Raw genomic sequence first — 23,637 nt, 5'->3', positions numbered from 1 at the left:
ACTCAGTACGCGTACTTGACCACGTCCTCACGGACCTTGGCGACGATGCCACCCCAGTTGCCATTGGCGTAGTGGTTGTAAGCCTCGCCGTCGTCACGCAGCGACACCGTGTGGAAGCTCCACTTGGCGCGGCCGTCGCTCGTGTTCGCCGTGCCCGTGCTGAGCGTGCCGCCACAGAACCAGTCACCCGGGTTGCACTGCGAGCTGCCCGCGCTGCCGGACACGCCGCCCGTCGAGTGGTACGAGAGCGCCTCGTCGTCCTGGCCGGGGAGGATGCCCGAGTACAGCGTGCCCTTCGCCCCCGCGAACATGTAGAACCAGACATTGCGCGTGGTGTTGTGGTTGTACATGGCGCGCGACGTGGTGGTGACGAGGTCGCTCACCAGCGGCTCGTTCATCGCCCACTCGCCCACGTCGGCCAGCTCACTGCCGCCGCCCGCGCCGGACGCCACGTTCACCCACTTGATGTTCCAGCCCGTCTGCGTGGTGCCGTCCGTGTTGCCACAGACGCCGCTCGCGTTGGGCGTCGCGTTCTTCTTGCTCCGCGCCGAGCCGCCATACAGCGACAGCGCGTAGCCGATCTGGAGGTTCCCCGCGCTGTGAGCCGCGATGTAACACCAGTTGTTTCCGGTGCAGAAACAGTCCAGGGCATCCCGGACGCGCGCATTCTGTCCGCCAATGCGCTCGCGGCCGTTCCAGTTCACCGCCTTCTTGTTCACCCCCGCCGCGGTGCTCGCCGGTCCCCAGTAGCTGAAGTCGCTGTAGTTACCCGCCTGCGTGGAGCCACCGTTTCGGCCGTGAATCCACAGCGTGTAGTTGGTGGCGGCCGCCTGTGTACCAATCAACATCGTGGCGGCGGCAACCGCCGTACCCATCAGCTTCTTCATCGTGAAAGCCTCCGGCTCTGGAGTAGTGGGGGAAGCACCCACTCTAGAGTCTCGGGATGTAAAAGGTCGAGAACACGGAAACCGAGAATCGGCTGCAAGACCTGACGCAATGCGTCGCCCTCTGGAACACGAGGTCCGTGTCTCACCTCCACCCCGTTGGGGGGCCTTCAGCCTGGGTTGGAAATGAATCGCTCCAGTCTCACCAGAGCGTCGGGGAGGCTCGAGCGACCCAGCCCCAGACGAAAGTGATTGCCTGGGAAGTCATAGACATCTCCTGGCAACAACAACACACCTTCGCTCTGCACGAGCGCGTCGGTGAACCGGGCGATGGGCATCTCCCGCAGCAGGCGCGGGAAGGCGACGCTGCCGGCGCGCGGGCGCACCCACCGGAAGGTGTCCGCGTGGCGCGCGAAGAAGGCATCCAGCAGGGTGAGGTTGGACGTGAGCAGCGCGCGGCTCCGCGCCAGCACCCGCTCCTTCGCGCGCAGGGCGATGAGGGCCAGCACCTCGCTGGGCCCGCTGTTGCAGATGGTCGTGTAGTCCTTGTACGCCATGCACCGGCGCAGCACGTCCGCGTCGCGGCAGGCGAGCCACCCCACGCGCAGCCCCGCGAGCCCGAACACCTTGGACATGACGCTCAAGCTGATGCCGCGCGGTGTGAGCTCCACGGCGGCGGGCAGCAGGTCCTTCGCGTCGGTCTCCAGGAGTCGATACACCTCGTCCGAGAGCAGGTAGATGCCGCGCTCGTCGCAGAGCGCGCACAGGGCCTCGAACGTCGCGCGGTCCGGCAGCGCGCCCGTGGGGTTGTGCGGGAAGTTCACCACCACCACGCGCGTCTGGGGCTTGAGCACGCGGCGCAGCGCCTCCACGTCGAACGCCCAGCCATCCTCTTCGCGCAGGGGGAGCAGCGTCACCTCCGCGCCCGTGGCCCGCGCGACCTCGTGGAGGGACTGGTAGCCGGGCCAGGTGACGACGGCGTGGTCCCCCGCGCCCAGCAGCACGTTCAGCAGGACGAAGACGGCCTCCTGCGCGCCCGCGAAGGTCAGCACCTCGTCCGAGGACACGCCGCGGTAGAGCGCGGCAATCTCGTCCCGCAGCGCGGGCAGCCCGGGGGTCTCCGTGTAGCCGAGCGTCAGCCCCTCCCACCGCGCCAGGGCATCCGAGTCGGCGAGCGCCAGCAGCTCCTTCATCTTCCAGCCTTCGATGTCGGAGGAGCACAGCGTGTAGGGCGCGGCGAACTCCCAGCGCGCGAAGTACCGCTCCAGCTTGAAGTCAGGGATGCGCATGGAGCGATTGTCTGCCCTCTCGCGAGCCCGGCGTCCAGCACCTCCCGCCCCGCCCTTCCTCCTCCGGGCAAACGGACGGCGAGGCTCCCAGGGACGTCGCGGCGGATGCATAGCTTGAGGGGCGTCCTTCCAGAGCCTGCTCACTCGCATCCGACCTTTCGCTTCCGCTGGAGCACGCATGCCCACGCACCCCATCCCCCTCACGCTGCTGGACCCCGATGGAGGGTGGATCAACGCCCCCGTCCACGTCTCCGAGCTGGACGAGCTGCCGGTCCTCCTCCACTTCTTCTCCATGGCCCAGGACGCGGACTCCAACGACTTCGCGTCGCTCCAGCGCTTCCTCTCGGAGCTGGGCCCCAGGGGCTTGCGAGTCATTGGCGTGGACGTCACCCACTCCGCCCGCGAGCTGCGCGACACCAACGCGGTGGAGGCCTTCGCGCGAGAGCAGGGACTCGCCTACCCCATCGCCGTCGACGACGGCTCCATGGCCCAGGTCTACGGCGTGAAGCAGACGCCCGCGTGGCTCGTCTTCGACGCCGACGGCTGGCTGCGCCACCACCTCACCGGCCCGGACGCGGCCCGGCGCGTGCGCCCGCTGCTGGAGCGCTTCACGCAGTACGACACCTCGGCCGCGGCGCCCGCGCCCTGACGTCTCTGGAGGATTCCCTCATGGCGGACTGGCGAAAGGACAGACAGGCCTCCCGGCTCACCTTGAGCACGCTGGTGGCGGCGGGCGTCGGCGCGGCGTTCGGCCTGCGCAAGGCACTCAAGCACGAGCGCTACAGCTTCAAGGGGCGCACGGTGCTCATCACCGGTGGCTCCCGGGGATTGGGGCTGGTGCTCGCGCGGAGGCTGGCGAAGGAGGACGCGCGCGTGGCCTTGTGCGGGAGGGATTCCGCGTCGCTGGCGCAGGCGCGCAAGGAGCTGGAGCGCGCGGGAGCCCAGGTCTTCACACGGCGCTGCGACGTGAGGGACCAGGTGCAGGTGGAGGCCCTGGTCGGCGCGATTCACGAGCGCTGGGGCGCGGTGGACGTGGTCATCAACAACGCGGGCGTCATCCAGGTGGGGCCGCTGGAGTCGATGACGCTGGAGGACTTCCGCGAGGCCGTGGACACGCACTTCTGGGGGCCGCTGTACACGACGCTCGCCGTGCTGCCGGAGATGAAGCGGCGAGGCCAGGGCCGCATCGTCAACATCACCTCCGTGGGCGGACGGCTCAGCATCCCGCACCTCGCGCCCTACTCCGCCAGCAAGTTCGCGCTGGTGGGCCTGTCGGATGCGCTGCGCGCGGAGCTGCGCCAGGACGGCATCCGCGTCACCACCGTCTGCCCGGGGCTCATGCGCACGGGCAGTGCGCTCAATGCCCACTTCAAGGGCCAGCACGAAGGCGAGTACGCGTGGTTCGCCATCGGCGACTCCCTGCCCGGCCTCTCCATGAGCGCCGAGCGCGCGGCCCGCCGCATCATCGAGGCCTGCCGCCGAGGAGACTCCGAGGTCATCCTGGGGCTGAGCGCGAAGCTGGCCACGGTGGGCCGCGCCCTGGCCCCCGAATTGACAGCGTCGCTCCTCGCCTGGGTCAACCGCCAGTTGCCCCAGGGCAGCAGCCAGGACACCCACGCGGGCGCCGACAGCGAGACGCCGCTGACGCGCTCCTGGCTCACGGAGCTGTCACGCCGCGCGGCGGAGCGGAACAACGAGGGCGACGTTCCGCTCCACTGACGCCGAAGCGCGGGCGCCTCAGTCCTGGGCCATCTCCATGGCCCAGTGGCCGCGGTGCTCGTACGCCAGGCCCAATTGCTCGCGCAGGCCGGCAATCATCTTCGTGTTGCCCTCCTGCTCGTAGCCCTTGAGCGCCTCCTCGCAGCGCGGCAGCCGCGAGAGGAACTCCTGGAGCGCCTCCACCGTCAGCGCCTTCACGTACATCCCGTACCCCAGCTTCTCCAGGTACAGGGCGTTGATGATCTGCTCGAACTGGCCCTCCAGCGGGATGCTGAGCATGGGCTTGCGCAGGTACACCGCCTCGCTCATCAGCGTGAAGCCGCCGCTGGCCACCACGCCGCGCGACGTGCGCAGGTCGTCGATGAAGCCCTTCTCGCTGAAGGGACGGTACGTGAGGTTGCCATCCACCAGGTCCTCGGTGAGGTCGCGGCGCAGCCCGTACACGCGGCAGGGGATGCCCGCCGCCTTGAGAATCTGCGGCAGCGCGGTGTTCGTCGTCGACGTCTGGTACACGAGCAGGTGCTCACCCGGCTCCGACTTCGCCTCGATGATTTCGGGGCGCAGGATCGACGGGGCCAGCGTGGTGCGGCGCTTGCGCGTGGGCGGGTAGAAGAACGTGGTGACCAGGTAGTGGAAGGCGCCCGGCAGCTTCGCCTTCACGATGGCGCGCGACGTCTCGAAGCTGTCCTCGTACCCCGACAGCAGCGAGGCCTCGTGCTGGCAGCGGTTGATGACCTGCATGTTGTCCACGCTGATGACCGGCAGCCGGTGCGTCTTGGCGAACAGGTAGCTGAACGTCTCGAAGTCGCTCACCACGACGTCTGGTTTGAAGTCGGACACCAGCTCGAAGTACTGGCGCACGTTCTGCGGCCAACCCTTCACGGCGCCGGTGACGTTCTGCAGCACCGTCTGCCACTTCTTCACCGAGTTGCCTTCGTACGCCAGCGTCAGCCCCCAGATGCCGTGCACGTTCTCGAAGCGCTTGGCCAGGTAGTCCTGGGCCCGGCCGGAGACGACGATGTGGACCTCGTGCTCCTTCGTGAGCTCCTCGAGCAACACGCGAGAGCGCGTCGCGTGCCCCATGCCTTCGCCGACGACACCGTAGAGGATTCGCATGACCGGGCAGCATACGCGGCCCGGGGGCCCCCGTTGAGCCCGGCCCTCACCCACGGCTATAGCTACCCACCCACCATGCCCTCCGCCCCGCCACCGCCCCCCAAGCCGTCCCTCCCGCGCGCCGCGCTGCTGGGGCTCTCCGGCGGACTGCTCCTGGGCGGACTGGGCCTGCTCGCCGTGGGCGTCAAGGGCGTGTTCGGAACCCCGGACTGCACCGGCCTGTCCGGCCCCGAGTGCGAGCTGATTCACCAGGCCAGCCAGGAGATGGGCCGCGTCCAGACGCGCTTCGGAGGGGCCCTGGTGGCCCTGGGCGCCGCCCTCTTCGTCCTGCTGCGTCGCTGGCGCCCCTCCCCTCCCAGCACACCCTAGGAGCCAGGGGGCGCGCCCGACCGCCAGCCAACCCTTCGGGTTAGACCATTTGGCGGCGCGAGGTAGGCGGGCTAATTAATAGTGGCTAGGCCATTAGGTTTGGGAGTAGGGAGCGGCCCATGCAGCTCGAGTCCCTGAAAATGTTCTGTGATGTGGTGGAGACCGGCTCCTTCTCGCGAGCGGCCCAGCTCAACCACGTCACACAGTCGGCGGTGAGCCAGCAGATTCGCGCGCTGGAGAACCGCTATGAGCAGAAGCTCCTGTCGCGCAGCGCCCGGCAGGTGACGCCGACGCCCGCGGGCGAGCGGCTGTTCCGCGGGTGCAAGGAGATCCTCGCGCGCTTCGCCGAAGTCGAGCAGGAGATTCGCGAGCAGGCCACGGAGGTGGCCGGCACCAGCACGGTGTCCACCATCTACACGGTGGGTCTGCACGAGCTCAACAGCGTGCAGAAGCTGCTGCTCAAGGCGCACCCCAAGGTCAACATGCGGCTGAACTACCGCCGCAATGACCAGGTCTACGACGACGTGATTCTGGGCGCGGCGGAGATTGGCATCGTCGCGTACCCGCAGCCGCGCGCGGGCGTGGACATCCTCCCGTTCCGCGACGACAAGCTCGCGGTGGTCTGCGCGCCCAACCACGCCTTCGCCAGCAAGCAGAAGGTGAGCCTCACCGCGCTGTCCGGCGTGCCCTTCATCGCGTTCGACCGCGAGGCGCCCACGCGCAAGGCGCTGGACAGGCTCTTCCGCGAGAAGAACATCGACATCAACCCCGTCATGGAGATGGACAACGTCGAGACCATCAAGCGGGCGGTGGAGATGGGCCTGGGCGTGGCCATCCTCCCCATGGCGACCGCGCAGAGCGAGGTGAAGGGCGGCTCGCTGGTGGCCAAGCCCTTCGCCGAGGGGCCCGTGTCGCGCCCCATCGGCCTGCTCATCCGCAAGGGCAAGTACCTGGACCGCGCCTCGGCGGCGGTGCTGGAGGCGTTCAAGGCCGCCGCCAACCAGCCCCCCACCGACGACGCGTAGTCGGCTGCTTCAGTAGAGCTTCCGGAGGCGCGCGGCGAAGAACCCGTCGAAGCCCTCCGGACCGGGCAGGGTCCTCAAGTACGCCTGGGTGAGCGGCAGCTTGAGGCCCGGCAACACGGGCGGCTCGGCCGTCCACTCCGGGTGGCTGCGCAGGAACATCTCCACCTGGTCCTGCCCCTCCTGCGGGTCCATGGTGCACACCGCGTAGACGAGCAACCCGCCCGGCTGCACCGACTCCTGGCAGTTCTCCAGGATGCGCCGCTGGAGCGTCGCCAGCCGCGCGATGTCCTCCTCCTTGCGGCGGTAGCGCAGCTCCGGGTGACGGCGCAGCGTGCCCAGGCCCGAGCACGGCGCGTCCACCAGCATCGCGTGGAACTCACCCCACGCCTCGGGGAAGGGCTCCGCCGCGTCGTGCGCGTAGGCCTTCAAGCGCGAGGAGAGCCCCAGGCGCCGCGCCTCCGCGTCAATCTTGCGCAGCTTGTGGGCGTGCACGTCCACGGCGACGACGTCGTGCTCCTGCGCCAGGTGACAGGACTTGCCGCCGGGCGCCGCGCACGCATCCAGCACGCGCGCGGACTCGGGGATGGCGCCGTAGACGCCGACGAGCTGGGCGGCCTCGTCCTGCACCTGCCACAGCCCCTCCGAATAGCCATACACGTCCTCCACCCGGCCCACGGGCGGCAGGATGATGCCCACGGGCGAGAGGGTGGCGGCCTTCGCCTCGACGCCCAGCTCCTGGAGCTGCCGCAGCAGCGCGTCGCGCGTCACCTTCGCCGTGTTGGCGCGAATGACCACCGGCGGGGACTGGTTGTCCGCCACCAGCATGGCCTCCGCGCGCTCGCGGCCGAACTGCCGCAGCCAGCGCTCCACCAACCACTGGGGATGGCTCTCGCGCACGGACAGGTAGTGGGCGACGTCCGTCTGCGATGGCAAGGGGGGCGCGGGCAGCTCCGCCAGCTTGCGGAGGATGGCGTTGGTGAAGCCCGCGGCCCGGGCGAGGCCCACGTCCTTCAGCGCTTGCACCGTCTCCGCCACCGCCGCGCGCGCGGGCACGCGGGTGTGGAAGATTTGATACGCGCCGATGCGCAGGGCCGCGAGCACGCGGTCCTCCATGGCGTCCAACTTGCGGTCGGCGAAGCGGGAGATGGCGTAGTCCAGCGCGAGCTGCCGGCGCGTGGTGCCGTACGTCAGCTCCGTGGCGAGGCCCGCGTCGCGCGGGTCCTTGGGCGGTGACTCCGACAACATCGTGTCGAGCACCACGTTGAGATAGGCGTCCGTGGCACGGACGCGCGCCAACACGAGGATGGCGAGTGAGCGGGGATTCATCCTTCGTCGAGCCGAGTCATCAGGTCCACGAGCTGCTCATCCGAGAGCCGCGTCGCGGGGAGGTGGGACAGCGTGAGGCGCTGGAGACTGTCCTCCAGCATCTGCTTCTGGCCGTGCTCAGCGGGCAGCCCGCCCTGCACGGCCTCGTAACGGGAGCGCGCCCAGGCGGCGAGCTCCGAGGCGGTGAGCTTCCCCGCGAGCCGCTCCGACACCTTCTGTCGCACGAGCGCGCGCGTGAGCAACTCCGTCGCGGAAGGGGCGCCCTTCGTCCCGCGCCCCAGCGTCTTGCCCGCGGGCCGCGCGTCCACCGCGTCCGTGGACGACGGCTTGCGCCCCAGCGTCTTGTTGCCGGAGCCGCCTTCCTTCGGGGCCAGGGCCAGGGCCGGCGCCTTCTTGCCGAGCGTCTTCGCGGGGGCGGACTTCGCGGGGGCCGCGTCCTCCGCGTCCTCCGCGTCCTGCTTGCGGCCCAGCGTCTTGCGAGGCTCGGGCTTGCCGGGCGTGAAGACGCCGCTGGCGAAGGTCTCCAGCGCTTCCAGGTACGGCGCGAAGCCTCCGGCGCCATGCACCTGGAGGACACACGCCTCCGCCACCACGGACTCGCGGGCGGACGGGCGCAGCATGACCTCGATGGCGGGCAGGCCCACGGCCTCCAGCCCTTCCTTCAGCGCGTACGAGCCGAACAGCCCCGCGGGGTTGATGAGGATTCCATCCACCGCCTCGCGCTCGGAGGCGAGCGTGTCCAGCAGCACGCCTTCGTGGTTGGACTGAACGATGCGGAGCGCCAGTCCCAGCGCCTTGGCCCGCGCTTTCAGCGCTTCATCCAGGTCCCGCAACGTGCCCCCGGACGTGCCTTCACGCACGCCCAGGAGGTTCAGGTTCGGCCCGTGCAACACCAGCAATCTCATGCCCACCCGCCTGTACTCGAAAAAGTCCGTCCCGTCCCCGCCATTGCCTAGGTGCCGAACGGCTGGCTGCCCACGGCCAGCTTGTGGCCCATGAGGAAGTCCGCCGCCTTCATCACCCGCTTGCCCTCCGGCTGGATGTCCAACAGCACGAGCGAGCCCTCGCCGCACGCCACCTCCAGCCCCTCCGTGCCCGCCGACAACACCGAGCCCGGCGCGCCCCGTCCCTCCGCCACGCGCACGCGGTGCACCTTCATCAGCTTGCCGCCCAGCGTGGTGAACGCCCCGGGCCACGGCGTGAAGGCCCGCAGCCTTCTTTCGAGCGCCACGGCGGAGCGGGTGAAGTCGAGCTTGCCCTCGTCCTTCTCGATGATGGGCGCCAGCACCATGCCCTCGCTCGGCTGCGGCACGGGCTTGAGCGCGCCGCTCAGGTACGCGGGCAGGAACTCCCGCAGCACCTCGCCGCCGAGCGCCGCCAGCTTGGGGTACATCGTCGCGCTCGTGTCCTCGGGGCCGATGGGCATCCGCTTCATCGCGAGCACGGGGCCGGTGTCCAGGCCCTCGTCCATGACCATCAGCGACACGCCCGTCTCCGAGTCTCCATGCGCGATGGACCACTGGATGGGCGCGGCGCCCCGGAAGCGCGGCAGGAGCGAGCCGTGCACGTTGACGCAGCCCTTGGGCGGCAGCGCGAGGATGTCCTTGGGGAGGATGCGGCCATACGCCGTCACCACGCACACGTCCGGCTGGAAGTGGCGCAGCTCCTCGACGAAGGGCGGCGTGCGCAGCTTGGCGGGCTGGAACACGGGCACGCCGCGCGACAGGGCCAGCTCCTTCACGGGCGGCGCGGTGACGGTGTTGCCTCGGCCCTTGGGCTTGTCGGGCTGCGTGACGACGGCGACCACGTCACCCAGGTCGAAGCACGCTTCGAGCGACGCCACGGCGAAGTCAGGCGTGCCCATGAAGACGATTCGGGGTCTGCTCATGATGTTGGCGGTTCTCCTGCGGCGGCGCTTCAAGTCGCGGACTTGAAGGTGCCCCCGGTGGGATTGTCCACTGCTTGACGCTTGCGCGTGTGCAGCGCGGACAGGGTTTCCAGCGCCTCGCGCGCCTCGGGGGTGGTGGCCAGCGGGGTGAGCGAGGCCAGCGCGGACTCCAGGGCGTGGGCTTCGTCCGCCTCGCGCTGGCGGATGCGGTCCACCGCCTCGCTGAAGCGGTCGAAGAAGCGCTTCAATTCATCCTTCTTCCTCAGGGGGCGCAGGCGGGGATAGCGCCCCGCGGCCAGCGCCGCGACATAGAGGCTCATGACATGGACGGGGCCCGCCACCCGGTGGGTGAAGAGCAGCCCCAGGAGCCCCAGCACCGCGCCCAGCCCCAGCGCGCCCAGGGCCGTGAGCCAGAGCAGCGACGTGCGCGCGTCCACCCCGGAGCTCAGGGAGGAGACGTAGAGCCGCTGGGCCAGGACACCGAATATCCCCACCCCACCCGCCCCGATTCCGGCCAGCAGCAGGATGTACTTGAGCTGGAACTCCCGGTCGAGGAGGTACGTCCGGCGGGTGTACCCCGGCCGCAACGGCTTGTGTGGGTCATCGGACATGTCGTTGACCAGCGTACCCCAGGTGACCTGGGTGGTTTGATTCCTTCGTGACAGGAGGTTTACGACTCAAGACAGGACAACCCCGCAGACGCCCTGGAGCTCGAATGAGTCGCCCCCTCGCAGCGTGGTGTGTTGCCGCCGCACTTCTCTGTCTGAATGGATGCAAATCGGACCCCAACACCCCCGAGTACTGGGAGGGGACGTTGCAGCAGACCCGGCGCGCGGAAGACCGCGTGCGCGTCGTCGAGGCCATGCGGACGAAGACGCAGGTCAAGGAGAGCTTCCTGCCGATGCTGCACGAGGCGCTCTCCCAGGAGCGCAAGCCGGAGGTGAAGGCGGCGCTGGCGCGGGCCATTGGCGACGTGCACCACGCGTCCTCGGTGGAGGCGCTGTCGGCGGCCATCGACCCGGCGGCCGGGGACATGTCCTCGCAGCTCGCGAACAAGGCGATGGTGACGGCGCTGGGGGCCATTGGCGACGTGCGCGCGGTGCCCGCGCTCGTGCCGCTGCTGCGCGCGAAGGACACGTACGCGCGCATCGAGGCCATCCAGGTGCTCGGCTCCATGAAGGCCAAGGAGGCGGTGGAGCCGCTCATCACGCTGGCCACGGATGAGTCGGTGGAGCCCTTCCTCAACAAGAAGGCCATCGAGGCGCTGGGCCACATCGGCGACGGCCGCGCGGCGCCCGCGCTCATCCGCATGCTGACGAAGGAGCGCAAGGGCAAGTCCTTCTACGTGGAGAGCAGCTTCGCGCTGTTCCAGCTAGGCCAGCCCGCCGCGGACGCGCTGCTGCCCGCGCTGGAGGGCCGGGACGCGGAGCTGCTCACGTGGGCGAAGACGAACGGCGTCAACCCCGCCAGCTACCCGATGAAGGCGGCGACGGTGCTGGGAGACTTGCGCGAGAAGCGCGCGGTGGAGCCGCTGCTCAAGCTGCTCGCCTTCGCGCACTCGGATGTGCAGATTCAGGCGCTGGTGCGGATGCAGGCCGCGGACGCGCTGGGGCGCCTGCGCGCGCAGGAAGCGGTGAAGCCGCTGTCCACGCTGGTGCTGGAGACGGACCCGACGGTGCGCGACGCGTACGTGCGCGCGCTGGTGCGGCTGGGCGGACGTGAGGCGCTGCCCGCGCTGGAGAAGGCGGCGACGTCGGGAGACTGGTACTCGCGCGAAATCGCGGTGAAGGGCCTGGCCATGCTGGGCGACGCCCGCGAGCAGCCGCTGCTCCAGAAGCTGGTGACGGGGGAGCCCGCGCGCACGGCGGCGGACTGCAAGGCCACCGGCGAGGAAGGCTGTGATGACGCGGCGGCGCTGGGCAAGAAGCGCGCGGACACGCTGGCGAAGCACGCGGCCCTGCTGGAGGCGGGACAGGCGTGCGCCGGCAACGCGGCGTGCTGGGTGGAGCGCATGGCCAAGGCCACCAAGCCCATGCTGGAGCGCGCGGCGCTGGAGGTGGGGCGCTCCGGCTCGGCGGACCACGCGCCCGCGCTCGCGGCGAAGCTGAACGAGCGCGACACCGAGGTGCGCCTGGCGCTCATCCTCGCCACGGGCTGGCTGGTGGATGGCTCGCAGGAAGCGGCGAAGAAGATTCGCGACGCGTCGCTGCCCCACCTGCGCAAGCAACTCCAGGACGAGCAGGGCGTCACCCAGCTCGCCAGCGTCAACGAGGACCTCCGCCGGCTGCTGATGCGCATCGAGCGCACCTGAGCGTCCTCCGGAATGAACCCGCGAGCCGCGATGGACGGGCTCGCGGGAGGGTGGCGCGAGGGCGACGCGCTACGAGGACAGCTGGGGCGCGGCTCTCACCGTGGCGTGGTGGAGCACGGTGAGCTGACGCACCAGCCGATCCATCTGAGTGCTGAACAGCGCGTCCGCGCCCTCTTGCTGCACCCAGCTTCGAGGCAGGGGCGACGGCACGCGGCGATGCTCCACCGCGAGCGCCAGGTCCTCGAGCACGTTGCCCGCGTAGCTGGCGACCGGGGACAAGTCCTGACGGCCATGCCATTGCAGGCTCGCGGCCACGGCCGTCACCGCCGCGCCGAAGCGCCTCGCATACGCGAGCAGCGCCATGGTGGGCTCCAGCTGTCGTGAGGAGCCGCGCCACTCGGTGAGCAGGCGTTGGAAGGACGCCTCCGCGGACAACAACCGGATGCCCAGCTTGCGGCGTGCCTCGCGGACTTCCGGCTCGGAGTCCGAGCGCGCGGCGGCCACGCTCAGCAGGTAGTCGCGGTCGGCACGCAGCGCGCTGGCCACCTCCTCGGGGAAGCGGGAGCGCTCGGGGCTGGGCCACAACAAGCGCGCGCCGATGAGCGCCAGGGCGCCCCCCAACAGCGTGTTGGAGATGCGCACGCCCGCGAGCTCCCAGTCCCCGGTCTGCATCTCCGCCAGCAACACCAGCGCGGGCGCGAGGAGCACCTGGAAGGCCGAGAAGCTCAAGGGCTTCACCGCGATGGCCACGGCGAAGAACGCCATGATGGCGACCAGGAGCACGGCTGGCTCGCGCACCAGCACGACGAGCCCCGCCGCCAATGCCCCTCCGAGCAGCGTGCCCGCCGTGCGCTCCAGGCCGCGGCGGAACGTCAGGCCCGAGTAGGGCTGGAGCACGAGGATGACGGTGATGATGACCCAGTAGCCGTGGTCCAGCTTCAGCATCCGCACGAGCGCCGTCGCCAGCGCCGCCGTGACACCGAGCCTCAAGGCATGGCGGAAGATGACGGAGTCCGTGCCCAGGTTGTCGCGAAGGGGCTCCAGGAGAGGACGCCTGCGCTGCGAGGCGGGGTGCGGCCCCACGGGCATGTCCAGCTCGACAGGGCGTCCATCCTCGAGGTGGTCGGCCACGTCCAGCAGCGCATCCGAGTACTCACGCATGCGGACCAGCAGGCCGATGGCATGCGAGTACGACGCACGCGCGGAGTCGGAGAGCGCGCCCTCCTCCGACAGCGAGGCCATCACCCGGCGCGCCCGGTCCGGGCTCCACGTCGAGGGAGCCTCCTCACGCCGCTCCTGCTCCAGCGCGAGGGCGATGTGGCGCAGGTCTCGCGCGTGCTCCGCGAAGGCGCGGTGTATCTCCGCGCGCAGCGCTTGATAGCGAGGCTCGCGAGGCGCCACCTCGAGCGTCTCGGGCAACGCCACCAGCAGCGCGAGCAAGGCGTCCACGCCTTCGAGCAGGACGAGCAGGTGCTCTCCCCGGTCACTCTCCCCCGCGCGAGCGCGGCGCGTGGAGGCAAGCACATCCCGAGCCCCCTCCAAGGACTGACGGGCGCGAGACTCCCAGTCCACGACCTCCACGACATTGACGGGCACGGGAGGCCCCTCGAGTGGCCAGTGACCCACCTCCTCCGCCCGGTCCGCGAGCTGCCGGTAGCAGACCGCGATGGCGGAGCGCGCGGGGCGATAGGGCCGCAGGGGCCACAGCACCAGGGCCAGGGTCATCGCCCACAGGCCCCCGAGGATGAACAACCCCGAGCGGATGAGCGCGTCCGTCAGGTCCTGCGCCGGGAGCGCCAGGGACACCACCGTGTAGTTGGCGAGCACCACGCCCATCAATCCCGGCGTGTCCCCATACGAGCGGGCAAAGCCACACGCCGTGACGCAGACCCACGTGAAGAGCACCACGGCTCCATCGGACCCGTGCAGCGCGGAGACCAGCCCCATCACCGCGCCCAGCAGCGTCATCGCGCCCATGGACAGGGCCCGGTCCCGGTAGGGGCCGCCTCGGTCGACGAGCGTGACGAAGAGCCCCGCCATGCCCGCCCACGTCGCCGCGGGCAGGTGCTGTATCGCCGCGATGACCATGGGCACTCCCACGGCGAGCGCGGCGCGAAGCCCCGCTCCGAACGCGGGCCGCGTGCGCTCCACATGGAACACGGACTCGAGGTGGCGCCAGAGCGTGTTCATCGGGCCACGCACTCCCTCTTCGCGCGGAGGCCCCCACCCCCGCGCATCAGACGTCTCCGCCCGTCCACTCCACGACGCCAGGTCCCGCGACGGCGCGGAAGCAGTCCACGAACCAGGCCGCCGCCAGACGCGCCGCGCGGACCCGAGGCTCCACTTCGGGGAACCCTCGGCTCGCGCCCTCGATGAGCTGGAGCGCCTTGCGCGTCCTGTCTCCCAGCTCCGCCAGCACGCCGCGCACCAGGCGCACCCGGTCCGCGTCGTCCCCCGCGCCCAGGAGCAGCGTGGGCACTCGCACCTCCGACAGGAACGCGCCCGCCAGGTCCGGCCGGCCCCCCAACGTCACCACGGACTGCACGCCCTGCGGCAGGTGCGCCGCCGCCACGAGCACCGCGGCCGACCCCAGGCCCGCTCCGAGATATCCCACCGGCAGCAAGGACAACGCGTCGTCGCGCTGGAGCCAGTCGCGCGCCACCTCCAGCCGGTACGCGATGAGCTCCGCGTGCGCGCCATCGCGCACCGTCCAGTCCTCGGCCATCGACTCATCCGCCGTGCGCCACGCCAGCTCCAGCGTCACCAGCCCCGCGGCATGGAGGACCTCCCGCACGGGTGCCCCCAGCGGTCCCTCCTCGTCGCTCACGAGCAGCACCAGCCCGCTCGCCCGCTCCGGGACACACAGCCGCCCCGACAGCAGGCGGCCGGCGACACCGACCTCCACGTCACGCTCGTGTACGCGCATCGACACTCCTCCCACGGAGCAAGGGGCACGCAGCGCCCGGGCCCGGAGCCGTCCCCTCAAGGTGGGGACCCTCCTCGCCAACGGCACGCCTTCACGCCCGGAGACGACACGGGCCGGCGACCAGGCGCCCGGCCCTCCCGCTCACACCGCCTCGCGCTCCGGGACAGCGTCCTCGCCGTCCTCCGGCAACGCGGCGGGTGCATCGTCCTGGAACGAGCTGGGCAACAGGCTGAACGGCAACACCTTGGCCAGCGCCGCCAGGAGCAGGAAGCCGCCCGGCGCCGCGAAGATGGCGAGCGCGGGAATCGCCTTGGCCACGTCGATGAGCTGCGCACGCATGCGCCGCCGCTCATCCCCGGTGAGCTTCTGGCGCCGCGCCACCTTCGTGAGCAGCACCGCCAGGTCCCCCGTCTCGCGGACCTCCTGCATCAGCCGGTAGAAGTTCTTCTCCAGCGCCTCCTGCATACCCGCGACCATGTCGTCGCCCATGGCGCTGGCCGCGTCCCTCACCGTGAACACGTCCACGACGGAGCGATGGCGCGCGTAGAACTCCGCCATCTCCAGCTCCAGCCGGCGCAGCTCCTCCTTCGGCACGTGCAGCGCGTCCGCCAGCTCGTCGATGAACGCGCGCTCCCGCCGCGTGCGCCGCCCATCCACCAGCGCCGCCAGCAGCGTCTGCTCCAGCAGGAAGTGGCGCAGGTCCACGCTGCGCACCTGGCGCACCACGTCCCGCACCGAGCGCCGCCGCTCGAAGGACTGCTTCACCGCCGCCTTCAGCTCCGACGCAATCTCCGCCGGCAGCCGCAGGTCCTCCACCTGCTTGAGGATGGCCCGCCGCGCCGGAGTCCCCGGCAGCCGGTCCACGCACGCAAGCCCCGTCAGCACGTCCACCAGCAGCGCCTTCTGCTTCGCCGCGAAGTGCAGCCGCCGCCGCGCCTGCTCACGAAGCAGCCGCCCGCTCGCGAAGTAGTCGATGGCCTGCCGGCAGAACAGCTGCGCGTCCGCGTACTGCGCGCCGTTGTGCAGCACCAGCCCGTAGACGGGGTCTCCCGCCAGCGTCGGCTCGCGCTTGCGCAGCGCCACCTCCACCTTCCCCACCTGCCGCTTCGTCACCGGCTTGCCGGAGGAGATGCGCTCCGCCAGCGACTCGGCCAGCGCCAGCTCTCCGGACAGGACGGCGAAGAGGACCAGCAGCTGCTCCACCCGAGCGCTGTCCGGCGCGCCCACCTGCCGCGCCAGCTCCAGCGCCATCAGGGCCAGCGTGCGCACCACCGCGTGGAACAGCCGCTCCCCCTGCGCCCGGGCCTGGAGCTCCAGGTCCGCGCCGGAGTCCACCGCCGAGGGAGGGTCCGCCGGGGTGCCGTAGAGCAGCCCGCTGGCGCGCAAGGTGCGGCGCAGATACGCCCGCGCCCGAGCACGCCCGGAGCCCAGTCGCAAGGCGGTCTCCTCCGGAGCAGGCGCGCCCATGTGGGCAGCGACGGCCTCGTTGAGGAGCGGAGCGAGCCACCCCGCCTTGCTGAAATCCAACACCGGAACACCCCCGGACCCACCGTCATCCGCGCCGTGGCAGTCCGGCGGATGTAACCCACCCGCCCTCGGGTTTCCACCCGCCCACCCCGGGATTGACGGCCCGGAGTCAGCGGCTTGAGAACCGGGACTTCTACGAGTCCGGAAGAGTACCGCGCCGGACAGAGTCGCCCGGGACGACGACTACAGCGCCGTGGCCTTCCCCGGCACCAGCTCCACCACCTTCGTCGAGCCGCGCACCTTCTTCAGCGCGCCACGCAGCGCCTCGGGCGTCCCTTGCAGCAACGGGAAGGTGCCGTAGTGCATGGGCACCACGCTCTGGACCTTCAGCAGCCGCGCCGCCTGCGCCGCCTCGGCGGGCCCCATGGTGAAGTGCCCGCCGATGGGCAGCAGCGCCACCGTCGGCTTGAACTGGGTGGCGATGAGGGACATGGACTCGAACGCGCCCGTGTCCCCCGCGTGATACAGCGTGGGCCCCTTCTCGATCTCCAGCACGTAGCCCATGGGCGCCCCGGCGTACTGCGGCGCCTGCTTCGGGTCGGCCTGGTAGCTGCTGGAGTGCACCGCCTCCACCAGGTGGATCGTCACGTCCTTCACCTGGAACGTCCCGCCCGGGTTCGCCCCCACGCCCTGCGCCTCCGGCAGGCCCAGGAGGTTCACCAGCTCGAAGGAGCCGAACACCTTCGCGCCCGTCTTCTGCGCCAGCTCCTTCGTGTCTCCGACATGGTCGAAGTGGCCATGCGTCACCAGGATGGCGTCCAGCGCCTCCGGCCGCGGCACGTCCTTGGGCGCCTTGGGGTTGCTCAGCCACGGGTCGATGGCAATCACCGCCCCGCCCGGCGTGCGCACCACGAAGGCCGCGTGGCCCCACCACGTCGCTTCCGTCTTGCCCTGGGGGGCCGCGGGCTTCCCCGCATCGGCCTTCTTCGCCGCCGGGGCAGGGGCCGCCGGGGCGCCCTGCGCGCGCGCCACTCCCGTGAAAGCCACCAATGCCCCCACCGCGACTGCCATGAGCTCGTTTCGCATGGTTGTCCTCTCTCGGGTCGAACGACCCGGGTGTGCCTGTGCCGGAGGGCCCTCGGGGGGCCTTCTCTCGGCCGGGCCGCCGCTTGGCACTGTCCGGGCGGCCATTCAAGGGCCCGCGCACCTCGCCTGCCCCAGAGCCGACAAATGCCCTGGCGAGCCCGCCGCCGCAATCTCGAAAGTGCCAGGTTCCTGCTCGCCCCGGCCCTCCCGTGGGCTAACGTCGCCAGAGCCGTGGACCACCGATTCCAAGTCAGCCTCCGCGGGGTCATCGACCTCCTCTCCCATCACCTCTACAGCTCCCCGGGTGTCTACCTCCGAGAGCTGCTCCAGAACGCCACCGACGCCATCCGTGCGCGGCAGCACCTGGAGCCCGGCCACACCGGCACCGTCCGGCTGGAGCTGGTGGAGAAGCAGGATGGAGGTCCGCCCACCCTTGTCTTCAGCGACGACGGCGTGGGGCTGACGGAGGAGGAGATCCACCGCTTCCTGGCCACCATCGGCGAGTCCTCCAAGCGCGAGGCCCTGGAGGCCCGGCGCAAGGACTTCATCGGCCAGTTCGGCATCGGCCTCCTGTCGTGCTTCATGGTCTGCGACGAGCTGCTCCTCGTCACCCGCTCGGCGCGCGGGGACGGGCGCACCCTGGAGTGGCGCGGCCGGCATGACGGCACGTACGGCGTGGCGGAGTCCGCGCATCCGCTGGAGCGGCCGGGCACCCAGGTGTTCCTCGTCGCCCGTCCGGACATGGCGGAGTGGTTCAACGCGGAGCGGGTGCGCACGCTCGCCCGCCACTACGGCAGTCTCTTGCCCTTCCCCATCCGGCTCACGGTGAATGGCGAGCAGGAGCGGCTGGACTCGGACGGGGCCCCGTGGCGCCGTGAGTACGCCAGCGCCTCCGAGCGGCGTCAGGCGCTGCTCGAGTACGGGCGCGAGGTGTTCGACACGGACTTCATCGACTGCATCCCCCTGCGCTCGCAGGCGGGCGACGTGGACGGGGTGGCGTTCGTGCTGCCCATCTCGCCCAACTTCAACTCGCGGCAGAAGCACCGCGTGTACCTCAAGCACATGCTGCTGTCGGAGAGCGCGGAGAACCTGCTGCCCGAGTGGGCCTTCTTCGTGAAGTGCGTGGTGAACGCCAACGCGCTGCGCCCCACCGCCAGCCGCGAGTCCTTCTACGAGGACGACGCGCTGGCCCAGGCCCGCGAGGCGCTGGGACAAGGGCTGCGCAAGTACCTGATGGACCTGGCGCGGGAGGACCCTCGCTCCTTGCAGCGACTGATTGGCCTGCACGGGCTGAGCGTGAAGGCCCTGGCGCTGGACGACGATGACTTCTACCGGCTCGTCATCGGCTGGCTCCCGTTCGAGACCTCGCTGGGCGTGACGACGCTGACGGAGTACCGCCGCGCGCACCCGGTGGTGCGCTACACCGCGACGCTGGATGGCTTCCGTCAGGTGGCGCGCGTGGCGGGAGCGCAGGGCCTGTGCATCATCAACGCGGCGTACACGCACGACGCCGCGCTGCTGGAGAAGCTGTCGCGCGTGATGCCGGATGCGCAGGTGGAGCCCTTCTCCTCGGCCGACCTGCCGCAGAGCTTCGAGGAGCTGTCCATGGACGAGCGCGACGCCGTCTTCCCGCTCCTGCGCACGGCCGAGCAGGTGCTGGCCCCGTTCCACTGCGGCGTGACGGTGAAGAAGTTCTTCCCCGCGGAGGTGCCCACGCTCTTCAGCTCGGACGAGGACGGCAGCTTCCGGCGCGACGTGGAGCGGGCCCGGGACGAGTCCGACGACCTCTACGCCAGCGTGCTGGAGGGCGTCATGGAGGCGGCGAACGCGGAGCCCGCGCAGCTCTGCTTCAACCTGCACAACCCGGTGGTGCGGCGGCTGGCGGCGGTGACGGACCGGAAGATGATGAAGCTCTCGGTGGAAATGCTCTACGTGCAGGCCCTGTTGCTGGGGCAGCACCCGCTGAGCGCACAGGAGATGACGCTGTTGAACCAGGGCTTGTTGGGACTCATCTCCGCGCAGCTCGGCGCGGGCGGAGGGACGGGCGGCGAGAATGACGGTGGCGCGAGCTCCGGAGGACTGCACTGATGGCGGGTGACTGGCGCGAGGAGGCCCAGGCGCTGAGGGACCGGGCCCACCGGCAGAAGGCCAGCGAGAGCAAGGTGCGCCTGCTGGAAGAAGCGGTGCGGATGGCGGACGCGCACGGCGACGTGAACATGGGCTACGAGCTGCGCGACGACCTCATCGACGCGGCGACCTTCGGCGGCTACCCGGACAAGGCCCTGGTGGCCTTCGCGTGGTGCCGCGGCCAGCAGAAGAAGGACCCGGAGCGCTTCGACCCGGAGGGCCTGCTCTGGAAGCAGAAGTGGGTGGTGGGGCGCATCAAGGAGTTCCCGCACATCTCCCGGAAGCAGATTGCCGACGCGCTGGAGGACATCGAGCAGTGCTTCTCGCGGGTGAACGCGGGCAAGCGCTCGGCGCTGAAGCTGCGCTACCAGGCGGCCCGGGACATGGGGGACGCCCCCTCGGAGGTGGACCGGCTGTGGGAGGCGTGGCTCGCCGCGCCCCGGGACCACCTGACGGACTGCCGCGCGTGCGAGCTGGACGACGAGCTGGACCACCACGTCGAGAAGGCCGAGTGGGAGCAGGCGCTGCGCAAGGCGAAGCCCATCGTCGAGGGGCGCGTGAAGTGCGCGGAGATTCCGCACCTGACGCTGGGCACGATGCTCTACCCGCTGTTCAAGCTCGGCGACTACGAGCAGGCGGCGGAGCTGCACCGGCGCGGCTACCCGATGGTGTCGAAGAACCGCGACTTCCTGGCCACCGTGGGGGACCACATCGAGTTCCTCACGCTGACGGGCAACCTCGCGCGGGGGCTCTCGCTGGTGGAGAAGCACCTGGAGTGGACGCTGGACCACGGCAGCTTCAACGACCGGTTCCTCTTCCTCGTCGCGTCCACCTTCCTGCTGGAGCAGGTGAAGATGGAGGGCGGCCGGGACGTGGTGAGCCTGCGGCTGACGAAGGCCTTCCCCGAGCACCGCGAGGACGGCGGCTACGAGGTGACGGCGCTGCACGCGTGGATGCTCAAGCAGGCCAAGGACATCGCCACGCGGTTCGACACGCGCAACGGCACGGACCGCTATGCGCGGAGGCTCGCGCGCCTGCAGCGGCTCTCCGAGGAAGTGCGCGACTTCCCGCTCGACTGAGGGCGACAACACCCGAGCGCCTCGCGCGACGGCATCCTGACCACGGGCTCCGCGAGGCTCGCATCGCGGGCGCCCTCTCTCCGTGGGGCAACGTGATGCACGTTGCTCGATGTCAGCGGCGGCGCGTCCCTCTCTCCGTGGGGCAACGTGATGCACGTTGCTCGATGTCAGCGGCGGCGCGTCCCTCTCTCCGTGGGGCAACGTGATGCACGTTGCTCGATGCCAGCGGCGGCGCGTCCTTCTCTCCGTGGGGCAACGTGATGCACGTTGCTCGATGTCAGCAGCGGCGCGTCCTTCTCTCCGTGGGGCAACGTGATGCACGTTGCTCGATGCCAGCGGCGGCGCGTCCCTCTCTCCGTGGGGCAACGTGATGCACGTTGCTCGATGTCAGCGGCGGCGCGTCCCTCTCTCCGTGGGGCAACGTGATGCACGTTGCTCGATGCCAGCGGCGGCGCGTCCTTCTCTCCGTGGGGCAACGTGATGCACGTTGCTCGATGTCAGCAGCGGCGCGTCCTTCTCTCCGTGGGGCAACGTGATGCACGTTGCTCGATGCCAGCGGCGGCGCGTCCCTCGCATCCGGACGGTGTGGCGAAAATGGCCCGGTGCCAGCATCAGCGCTGCACCGAGCCCAGGTTCCGGCTCAGCGCTTGAGGTTGCGGAACGGGTTGTTGAACGGCTCCGGCCCCTTCTTGTCCTTCTCGTTGGGACCAGAAGAGGAGCCCTGGCGCCCGCCCCCCTGCTGCTGCGGAGGCCCGCTGGGGCGCGAGCCCGGAGCGCCCTTGCCGCTCCCTCGGTCCATCATCCTCGGTGCCCCCGTCGCGCCCCCCACGGCGGGACGTCCCGACGGCTGCGGAGTCCCGCCCTCCTGCGCCGCGCGCACCGACAGCGCCAGGCGCTTGCGGGCCAGGTCCACGCTGAGGACACGCACCGTCAGCCGGTCGCCCACCTTCACGACCTCGGACGGGTCCTTCACGAACTTCGTGGAGATTTGCGACACATGCACCAGGCCGTCCTGGTGCACACCCACGTCGACGAAGGCGCCGAAGGCCGTGACGTTCGTCACCACGCCCTGGAGCACCATGCCCTCCTTCACGTCCTCCAGCGTGCGCAGGTCATCGCGCATCACCGGGGCGGTGAAGTCTCCGCGCGGGTCGCGGCTCGGCTTCTCCAGCTCCGCGAGGATGTCCTTCAGCGTCAGCTCCCCCAGGTCCGGGCCCAGATAGCGCTTGGGGTCGATCTTCCGCACCAGCGCCGCGTTGCCCACGAGCGCCCGCACCTCCACGCCCAGGTCCTTCGCCATGCGCTCCACCACCGCGTAGCGCTCCGGGTGCACGGCGCTCGAGTCCAGCGGCTCCGGGCCATTCACCCGCAGGAAGCCCGCGGCCTGCTCGAACGTCTTGGGCCCCAGCCCACTCACCTTCAAGAGCTCCCGCCGCGTGGTGAAGCGCCCCTTCGAGGCCCGGTGCGCCACCAGCTTCTTCGCCAGCGACGGGCCCACGCCGGACACGTGCTCCAAGAGCTGCGGCGACGCGGTGTTCACGTCCACGCCCACCGCGTTCACACACGAATCCACCACCTCGCCCAGCTTCTTCTTCAAGAGCCCCTGGTCCACGTCGTGCTGGTACTGCCCGACGCCGATGCTCTTCGGGTCGATCTTCACCAGCTCCGCCAGCGGGTCCTGCAGCCGCCGACCGATGGACACCGCGCCGCGCAGGCTCACGTCCATGTCCGGGAACTCGTCGCGCGCCACCTCCGACGCCGAGTAGATGGACGCGCCCTGCTCGCTCACCGACACCACGGGCACCTGCACACCCAGGGCCTTGAGCGTGTCGCGCACGAAGGTCTCCGCCTCGCGGCTGCCCGTGCCGTTGCCCACCGCAATCAGCTCCGGCTTGTGCTTCTGCACCACGGCGACCAGCAGCTTCGCGGCGCGCACGCGCTCGTCCGCGCTCCGCTCCGAGTACAGCGTCAGCGTCTCCGCCACGCTGCCCGTGTTGTCCAGCATCGCCAGCTTGATGCCGGTGCGAAGTCCCGGGTCCAGCGCCAGCACCGCGCGAGCCCCCGCCGGCGCCGTCAGCAGCAGGTGCCGCAGGTTCTCGCCGAAGACACCGATGGCGCCCTTGTCCGCGCGCTCCTTCAGCTCCGCGCGCAGCTCCGACTCCAGGGAGGGCCCCATCAGCCGCTCCCAGCCATCCTCCACCGCCGCCCTCAGCTCCTGGGCGAACAGCGACTGGGGCCGAGTCACGATGCGGCTCGAGAGCAGCGCCTTCACCTCGTCGTCCGGCATGTTCAGCTTCACCTTCAACACGCCCTCCTCCTCGCCGCGCAGGAGCGCCAGCACGCGGTGGGACGGGGCCTGCGACAGGGGCTCCTCGTGGCCGTAGTAGTTCTCGAACTTGGTGGGCTCGTTCTTCTTCGCGGGCACCACGTCCGAGCGCAGCGAGCCGCGCTTCGCGCACACCTCACGCGACTCACGCCGCAGCCCCGCGTCCTCGCTCACCCGCTCCGCGCAGATGTCGCGAGCGCCCGCCAGCGCCGCCGCCAGGTCCGGCACGTCCTTCTCCGCGTTGACGAACGCACGCACCTTCGCGTCCGCGTCCTCTCCGCGCTTGCCGTCCTGCTTCCACAAGAGGTCCGCCAGCGGCTCCAACCCCCGCTCGCGAGCGATGGCGGCGCGCGTGCGGCGCTTGGGGCGGTAGGGCAGGTACAGGTCCTCCAGCTCGGTGCGCGTCTTCGCCGCCTTGAGCGCCTTGGCCAGCTCCGGCGTCAGCTTCCCCTGCTCCTCCACGGAGCGAAGAATCGTGTCGCGGCGCGAGTCCAGCTCGGTGCGCTCGGTGGCCCGGTCCAGGATGGTCTGGATTTGGACCTCGTCCAGCCCTCCGGTGACTTCCTTCCGGTAGCGAGCGATGAAGGGAACAGTGGCTCCCTCGGCGTTCAGCGCCAGGGTGCGGTCCACCTGCTCGGGCCTGAGACCCAGCTCCTGTGACAGCTCAGCGGCGTAGGCGTGCATGACGCCGCTTCTATA

Annotated in this window: 19 protein-coding genes; 7 read left to right on the top strand and 12 right to left on the bottom strand. The window is 70.3% G+C overall.

What is annotated here, in order from left to right:
* Positions 1-2 precede the first annotated feature (2 nt).
* Positions 3-887, bottom strand: a complete 885-nt coding sequence (locus MYSTI_RS07090) for a hypothetical protein (RefSeq protein ID WP_015347038.1) — start codon at positions 885-887, stop codon at positions 3-5.
* Between the two features lie 167 nt (positions 888-1,054).
* Complete coding sequence (locus MYSTI_RS07085; RefSeq protein WP_015347037.1) at positions 1,055-2,173, bottom strand: aminotransferase class I/II-fold pyridoxal phosphate-dependent enzyme; 1,119 nt, start codon at positions 2,171-2,173, stop codon at positions 1,055-1,057.
* A 178-nt stretch (positions 2,174-2,351) separates the two neighbouring features.
* On the opposite strand from MYSTI_RS07085, the gene MYSTI_RS07080 reads away from it, so the two are divergent.
* Both MYSTI_RS07080 and MYSTI_RS07075 read left to right on the top strand, forming a co-directional pair.
* Complete coding sequence (locus MYSTI_RS07080) at positions 2,352-2,822, top strand: TlpA disulfide reductase family protein (protein ID WP_015347036.1); 471 nt, start codon at positions 2,352-2,354, stop codon at positions 2,820-2,822.
* 20 nt (positions 2,823-2,842) lie between these two features.
* Positions 2,843-3,892, top strand: a complete 1,050-nt coding sequence (locus MYSTI_RS07075) for an SDR family NAD(P)-dependent oxidoreductase (protein WP_015347035.1) — start codon at positions 2,843-2,845, stop codon at positions 3,890-3,892.
* 18 nt (positions 3,893-3,910) lie between these two features.
* On the opposite strand, the gene MYSTI_RS07070 is transcribed toward MYSTI_RS07075, so the two are convergent.
* The gene (locus tag MYSTI_RS07070; RefSeq protein WP_015347034.1) at positions 3,911-5,008 is read right to left on the bottom strand and encodes an MJ1255/VC2487 family glycosyltransferase; all 1,098 of its coding nucleotides are present in this window, start codon (positions 5,006-5,008) and stop codon (positions 3,911-3,913) included.
* Positions 5,009-5,083: 75 nt separating this feature from the next.
* Here MYSTI_RS07070 and MYSTI_RS07065 point away from each other — a divergent pair, with 75 nt between their 5' ends.
* Both MYSTI_RS07065 and MYSTI_RS07060 read left to right on the top strand, forming a co-directional pair.
* Positions 5,084-5,377 (top strand): hypothetical protein, encoded by a 294-nt coding sequence (locus MYSTI_RS07065; RefSeq protein ID WP_015347033.1) that lies wholly within the window; start codon positions 5,084-5,086, stop codon positions 5,375-5,377.
* 119 nt (positions 5,378-5,496) lie between these two features.
* Entirely contained in the window at positions 5,497-6,402 is a 906-nt protein-coding gene (locus MYSTI_RS07060) for a LysR family transcriptional regulator (RefSeq protein WP_015347032.1), read from the top strand.
* 9 nt (positions 6,403-6,411) lie between these two features.
* Here MYSTI_RS07060 and rsmB read toward each other — a convergent pair whose 3' ends face one another.
* From rsmB to MYSTI_RS07040, 4 genes are read right to left on the bottom strand one after another with little or no spacing between them, the layout of a single operon-like run.
* On the bottom strand, positions 6,412-7,728 hold the full coding sequence (rsmB, locus tag MYSTI_RS07055; RefSeq protein ID WP_015347031.1) for a 16S rRNA (cytosine(967)-C(5))-methyltransferase RsmB: 1,317 nt from the start codon (positions 7,726-7,728) through the stop codon (positions 6,412-6,414).
* Positions 7,725-8,633 carry a type II 3-dehydroquinate dehydratase gene (locus MYSTI_RS07050; protein ID WP_015347030.1) on the bottom strand — a complete coding sequence of 303 codons (909 nt, stop codon included), beginning with the start codon at positions 8,631-8,633 and terminating at the stop codon, positions 7,725-7,727. The genes rsmB and MYSTI_RS07050 overlap by 4 nt, the downstream gene beginning before the upstream one ends.
* 47 nt (positions 8,634-8,680) lie before the next feature.
* A complete protein-coding gene (fmt, locus tag MYSTI_RS07045; RefSeq protein ID WP_015347029.1) occupies positions 8,681-9,616 on the bottom strand; it encodes a methionyl-tRNA formyltransferase in 936 nt (311 codons plus the stop codon).
* Between the two features lie 29 nt (positions 9,617-9,645).
* A complete protein-coding gene (locus MYSTI_RS07040) occupies positions 9,646-10,227 on the bottom strand; it encodes a hypothetical protein (protein ID WP_015347028.1) in 582 nt (193 codons plus the stop codon).
* Between the two features lie 203 nt (positions 10,228-10,430).
* Here MYSTI_RS07040 and MYSTI_RS07035 point away from each other — a divergent pair, with 203 nt between their 5' ends.
* Positions 10,431-11,927 (top strand): HEAT repeat domain-containing protein, encoded by a 1,497-nt coding sequence (locus MYSTI_RS07035; protein WP_233278195.1) that lies wholly within the window; start codon positions 10,431-10,433, stop codon positions 11,925-11,927.
* A gap of 69 nt (positions 11,928-11,996) precedes the next feature.
* Here MYSTI_RS07035 and MYSTI_RS07030 read toward each other — a convergent pair whose 3' ends face one another.
* The 4 genes from MYSTI_RS07030 to MYSTI_RS07015 all read right to left on the bottom strand — a co-directional run bounded on the left by MYSTI_RS07030 (position 11,997) and on the right by MYSTI_RS07015 (position 17,406).
* Positions 11,997-14,117, bottom strand: a complete 2,121-nt coding sequence (locus MYSTI_RS07030; protein ID WP_015347026.1) for an FUSC family protein — start codon at positions 14,115-14,117, stop codon at positions 11,997-11,999.
* A gap of 46 nt (positions 14,118-14,163) precedes the next feature.
* Positions 14,164-14,853 (bottom strand): dienelactone hydrolase family protein, encoded by a 690-nt coding sequence (locus tag MYSTI_RS07025; RefSeq protein ID WP_015347025.1) that lies wholly within the window; start codon positions 14,851-14,853, stop codon positions 14,164-14,166.
* Positions 14,854-14,994: 141 nt separating this feature from the next.
* Positions 14,995-16,383, bottom strand: coding sequence for a TerB family tellurite resistance protein (locus MYSTI_RS07020; RefSeq protein ID WP_015347024.1), 1,389 nt, complete (start codon positions 16,381-16,383; stop codon positions 14,995-14,997).
* Between the two features lie 180 nt (positions 16,384-16,563).
* A complete protein-coding gene (locus MYSTI_RS07015) occupies positions 16,564-17,406 on the bottom strand; it encodes a metal-dependent hydrolase (RefSeq protein WP_015347023.1) in 843 nt (280 codons plus the stop codon).
* Positions 17,407-17,637: 231 nt separating this feature from the next.
* Here MYSTI_RS07015 and MYSTI_RS07010 point away from each other — a divergent pair, with 231 nt between their 5' ends.
* Positions 17,638-19,494, top strand: coding sequence for an HSP90 family protein (locus MYSTI_RS07010; protein ID WP_015347022.1), 1,857 nt, complete (start codon positions 17,638-17,640; stop codon positions 19,492-19,494).
* Positions 19,494-20,612 carry a hypothetical protein gene (locus tag MYSTI_RS07005; protein ID WP_015347021.1) on the top strand — a complete coding sequence of 373 codons (1,119 nt, stop codon included), beginning with the start codon at positions 19,494-19,496 and terminating at the stop codon, positions 20,610-20,612. The genes MYSTI_RS07010 and MYSTI_RS07005 overlap by 1 nt, the downstream gene beginning before the upstream one ends.
* A 640-nt stretch (positions 20,613-21,252) precedes the next feature.
* Here MYSTI_RS07005 and MYSTI_RS07000 read toward each other — a convergent pair.
* Positions 21,253-23,622, bottom strand: coding sequence for a Tex family protein (locus tag MYSTI_RS07000; RefSeq protein WP_015347020.1), 2,370 nt, complete (start codon positions 23,620-23,622; stop codon positions 21,253-21,255).
* Between the last annotated feature and the right edge of the window lie 15 nt (positions 23,623-23,637).

The sequence above is a fragment of the Myxococcus stipitatus DSM 14675 genome (assembly GCF_000331735.1).
GTDB lineage: Bacteria > Myxococcota > Myxococcia > Myxococcales > Myxococcaceae > Myxococcus > Myxococcus stipitatus.
Note: the sequence above shows the minus strand (reverse complement) of the source record. Positions and strands in the feature narration are given on the sequence as shown.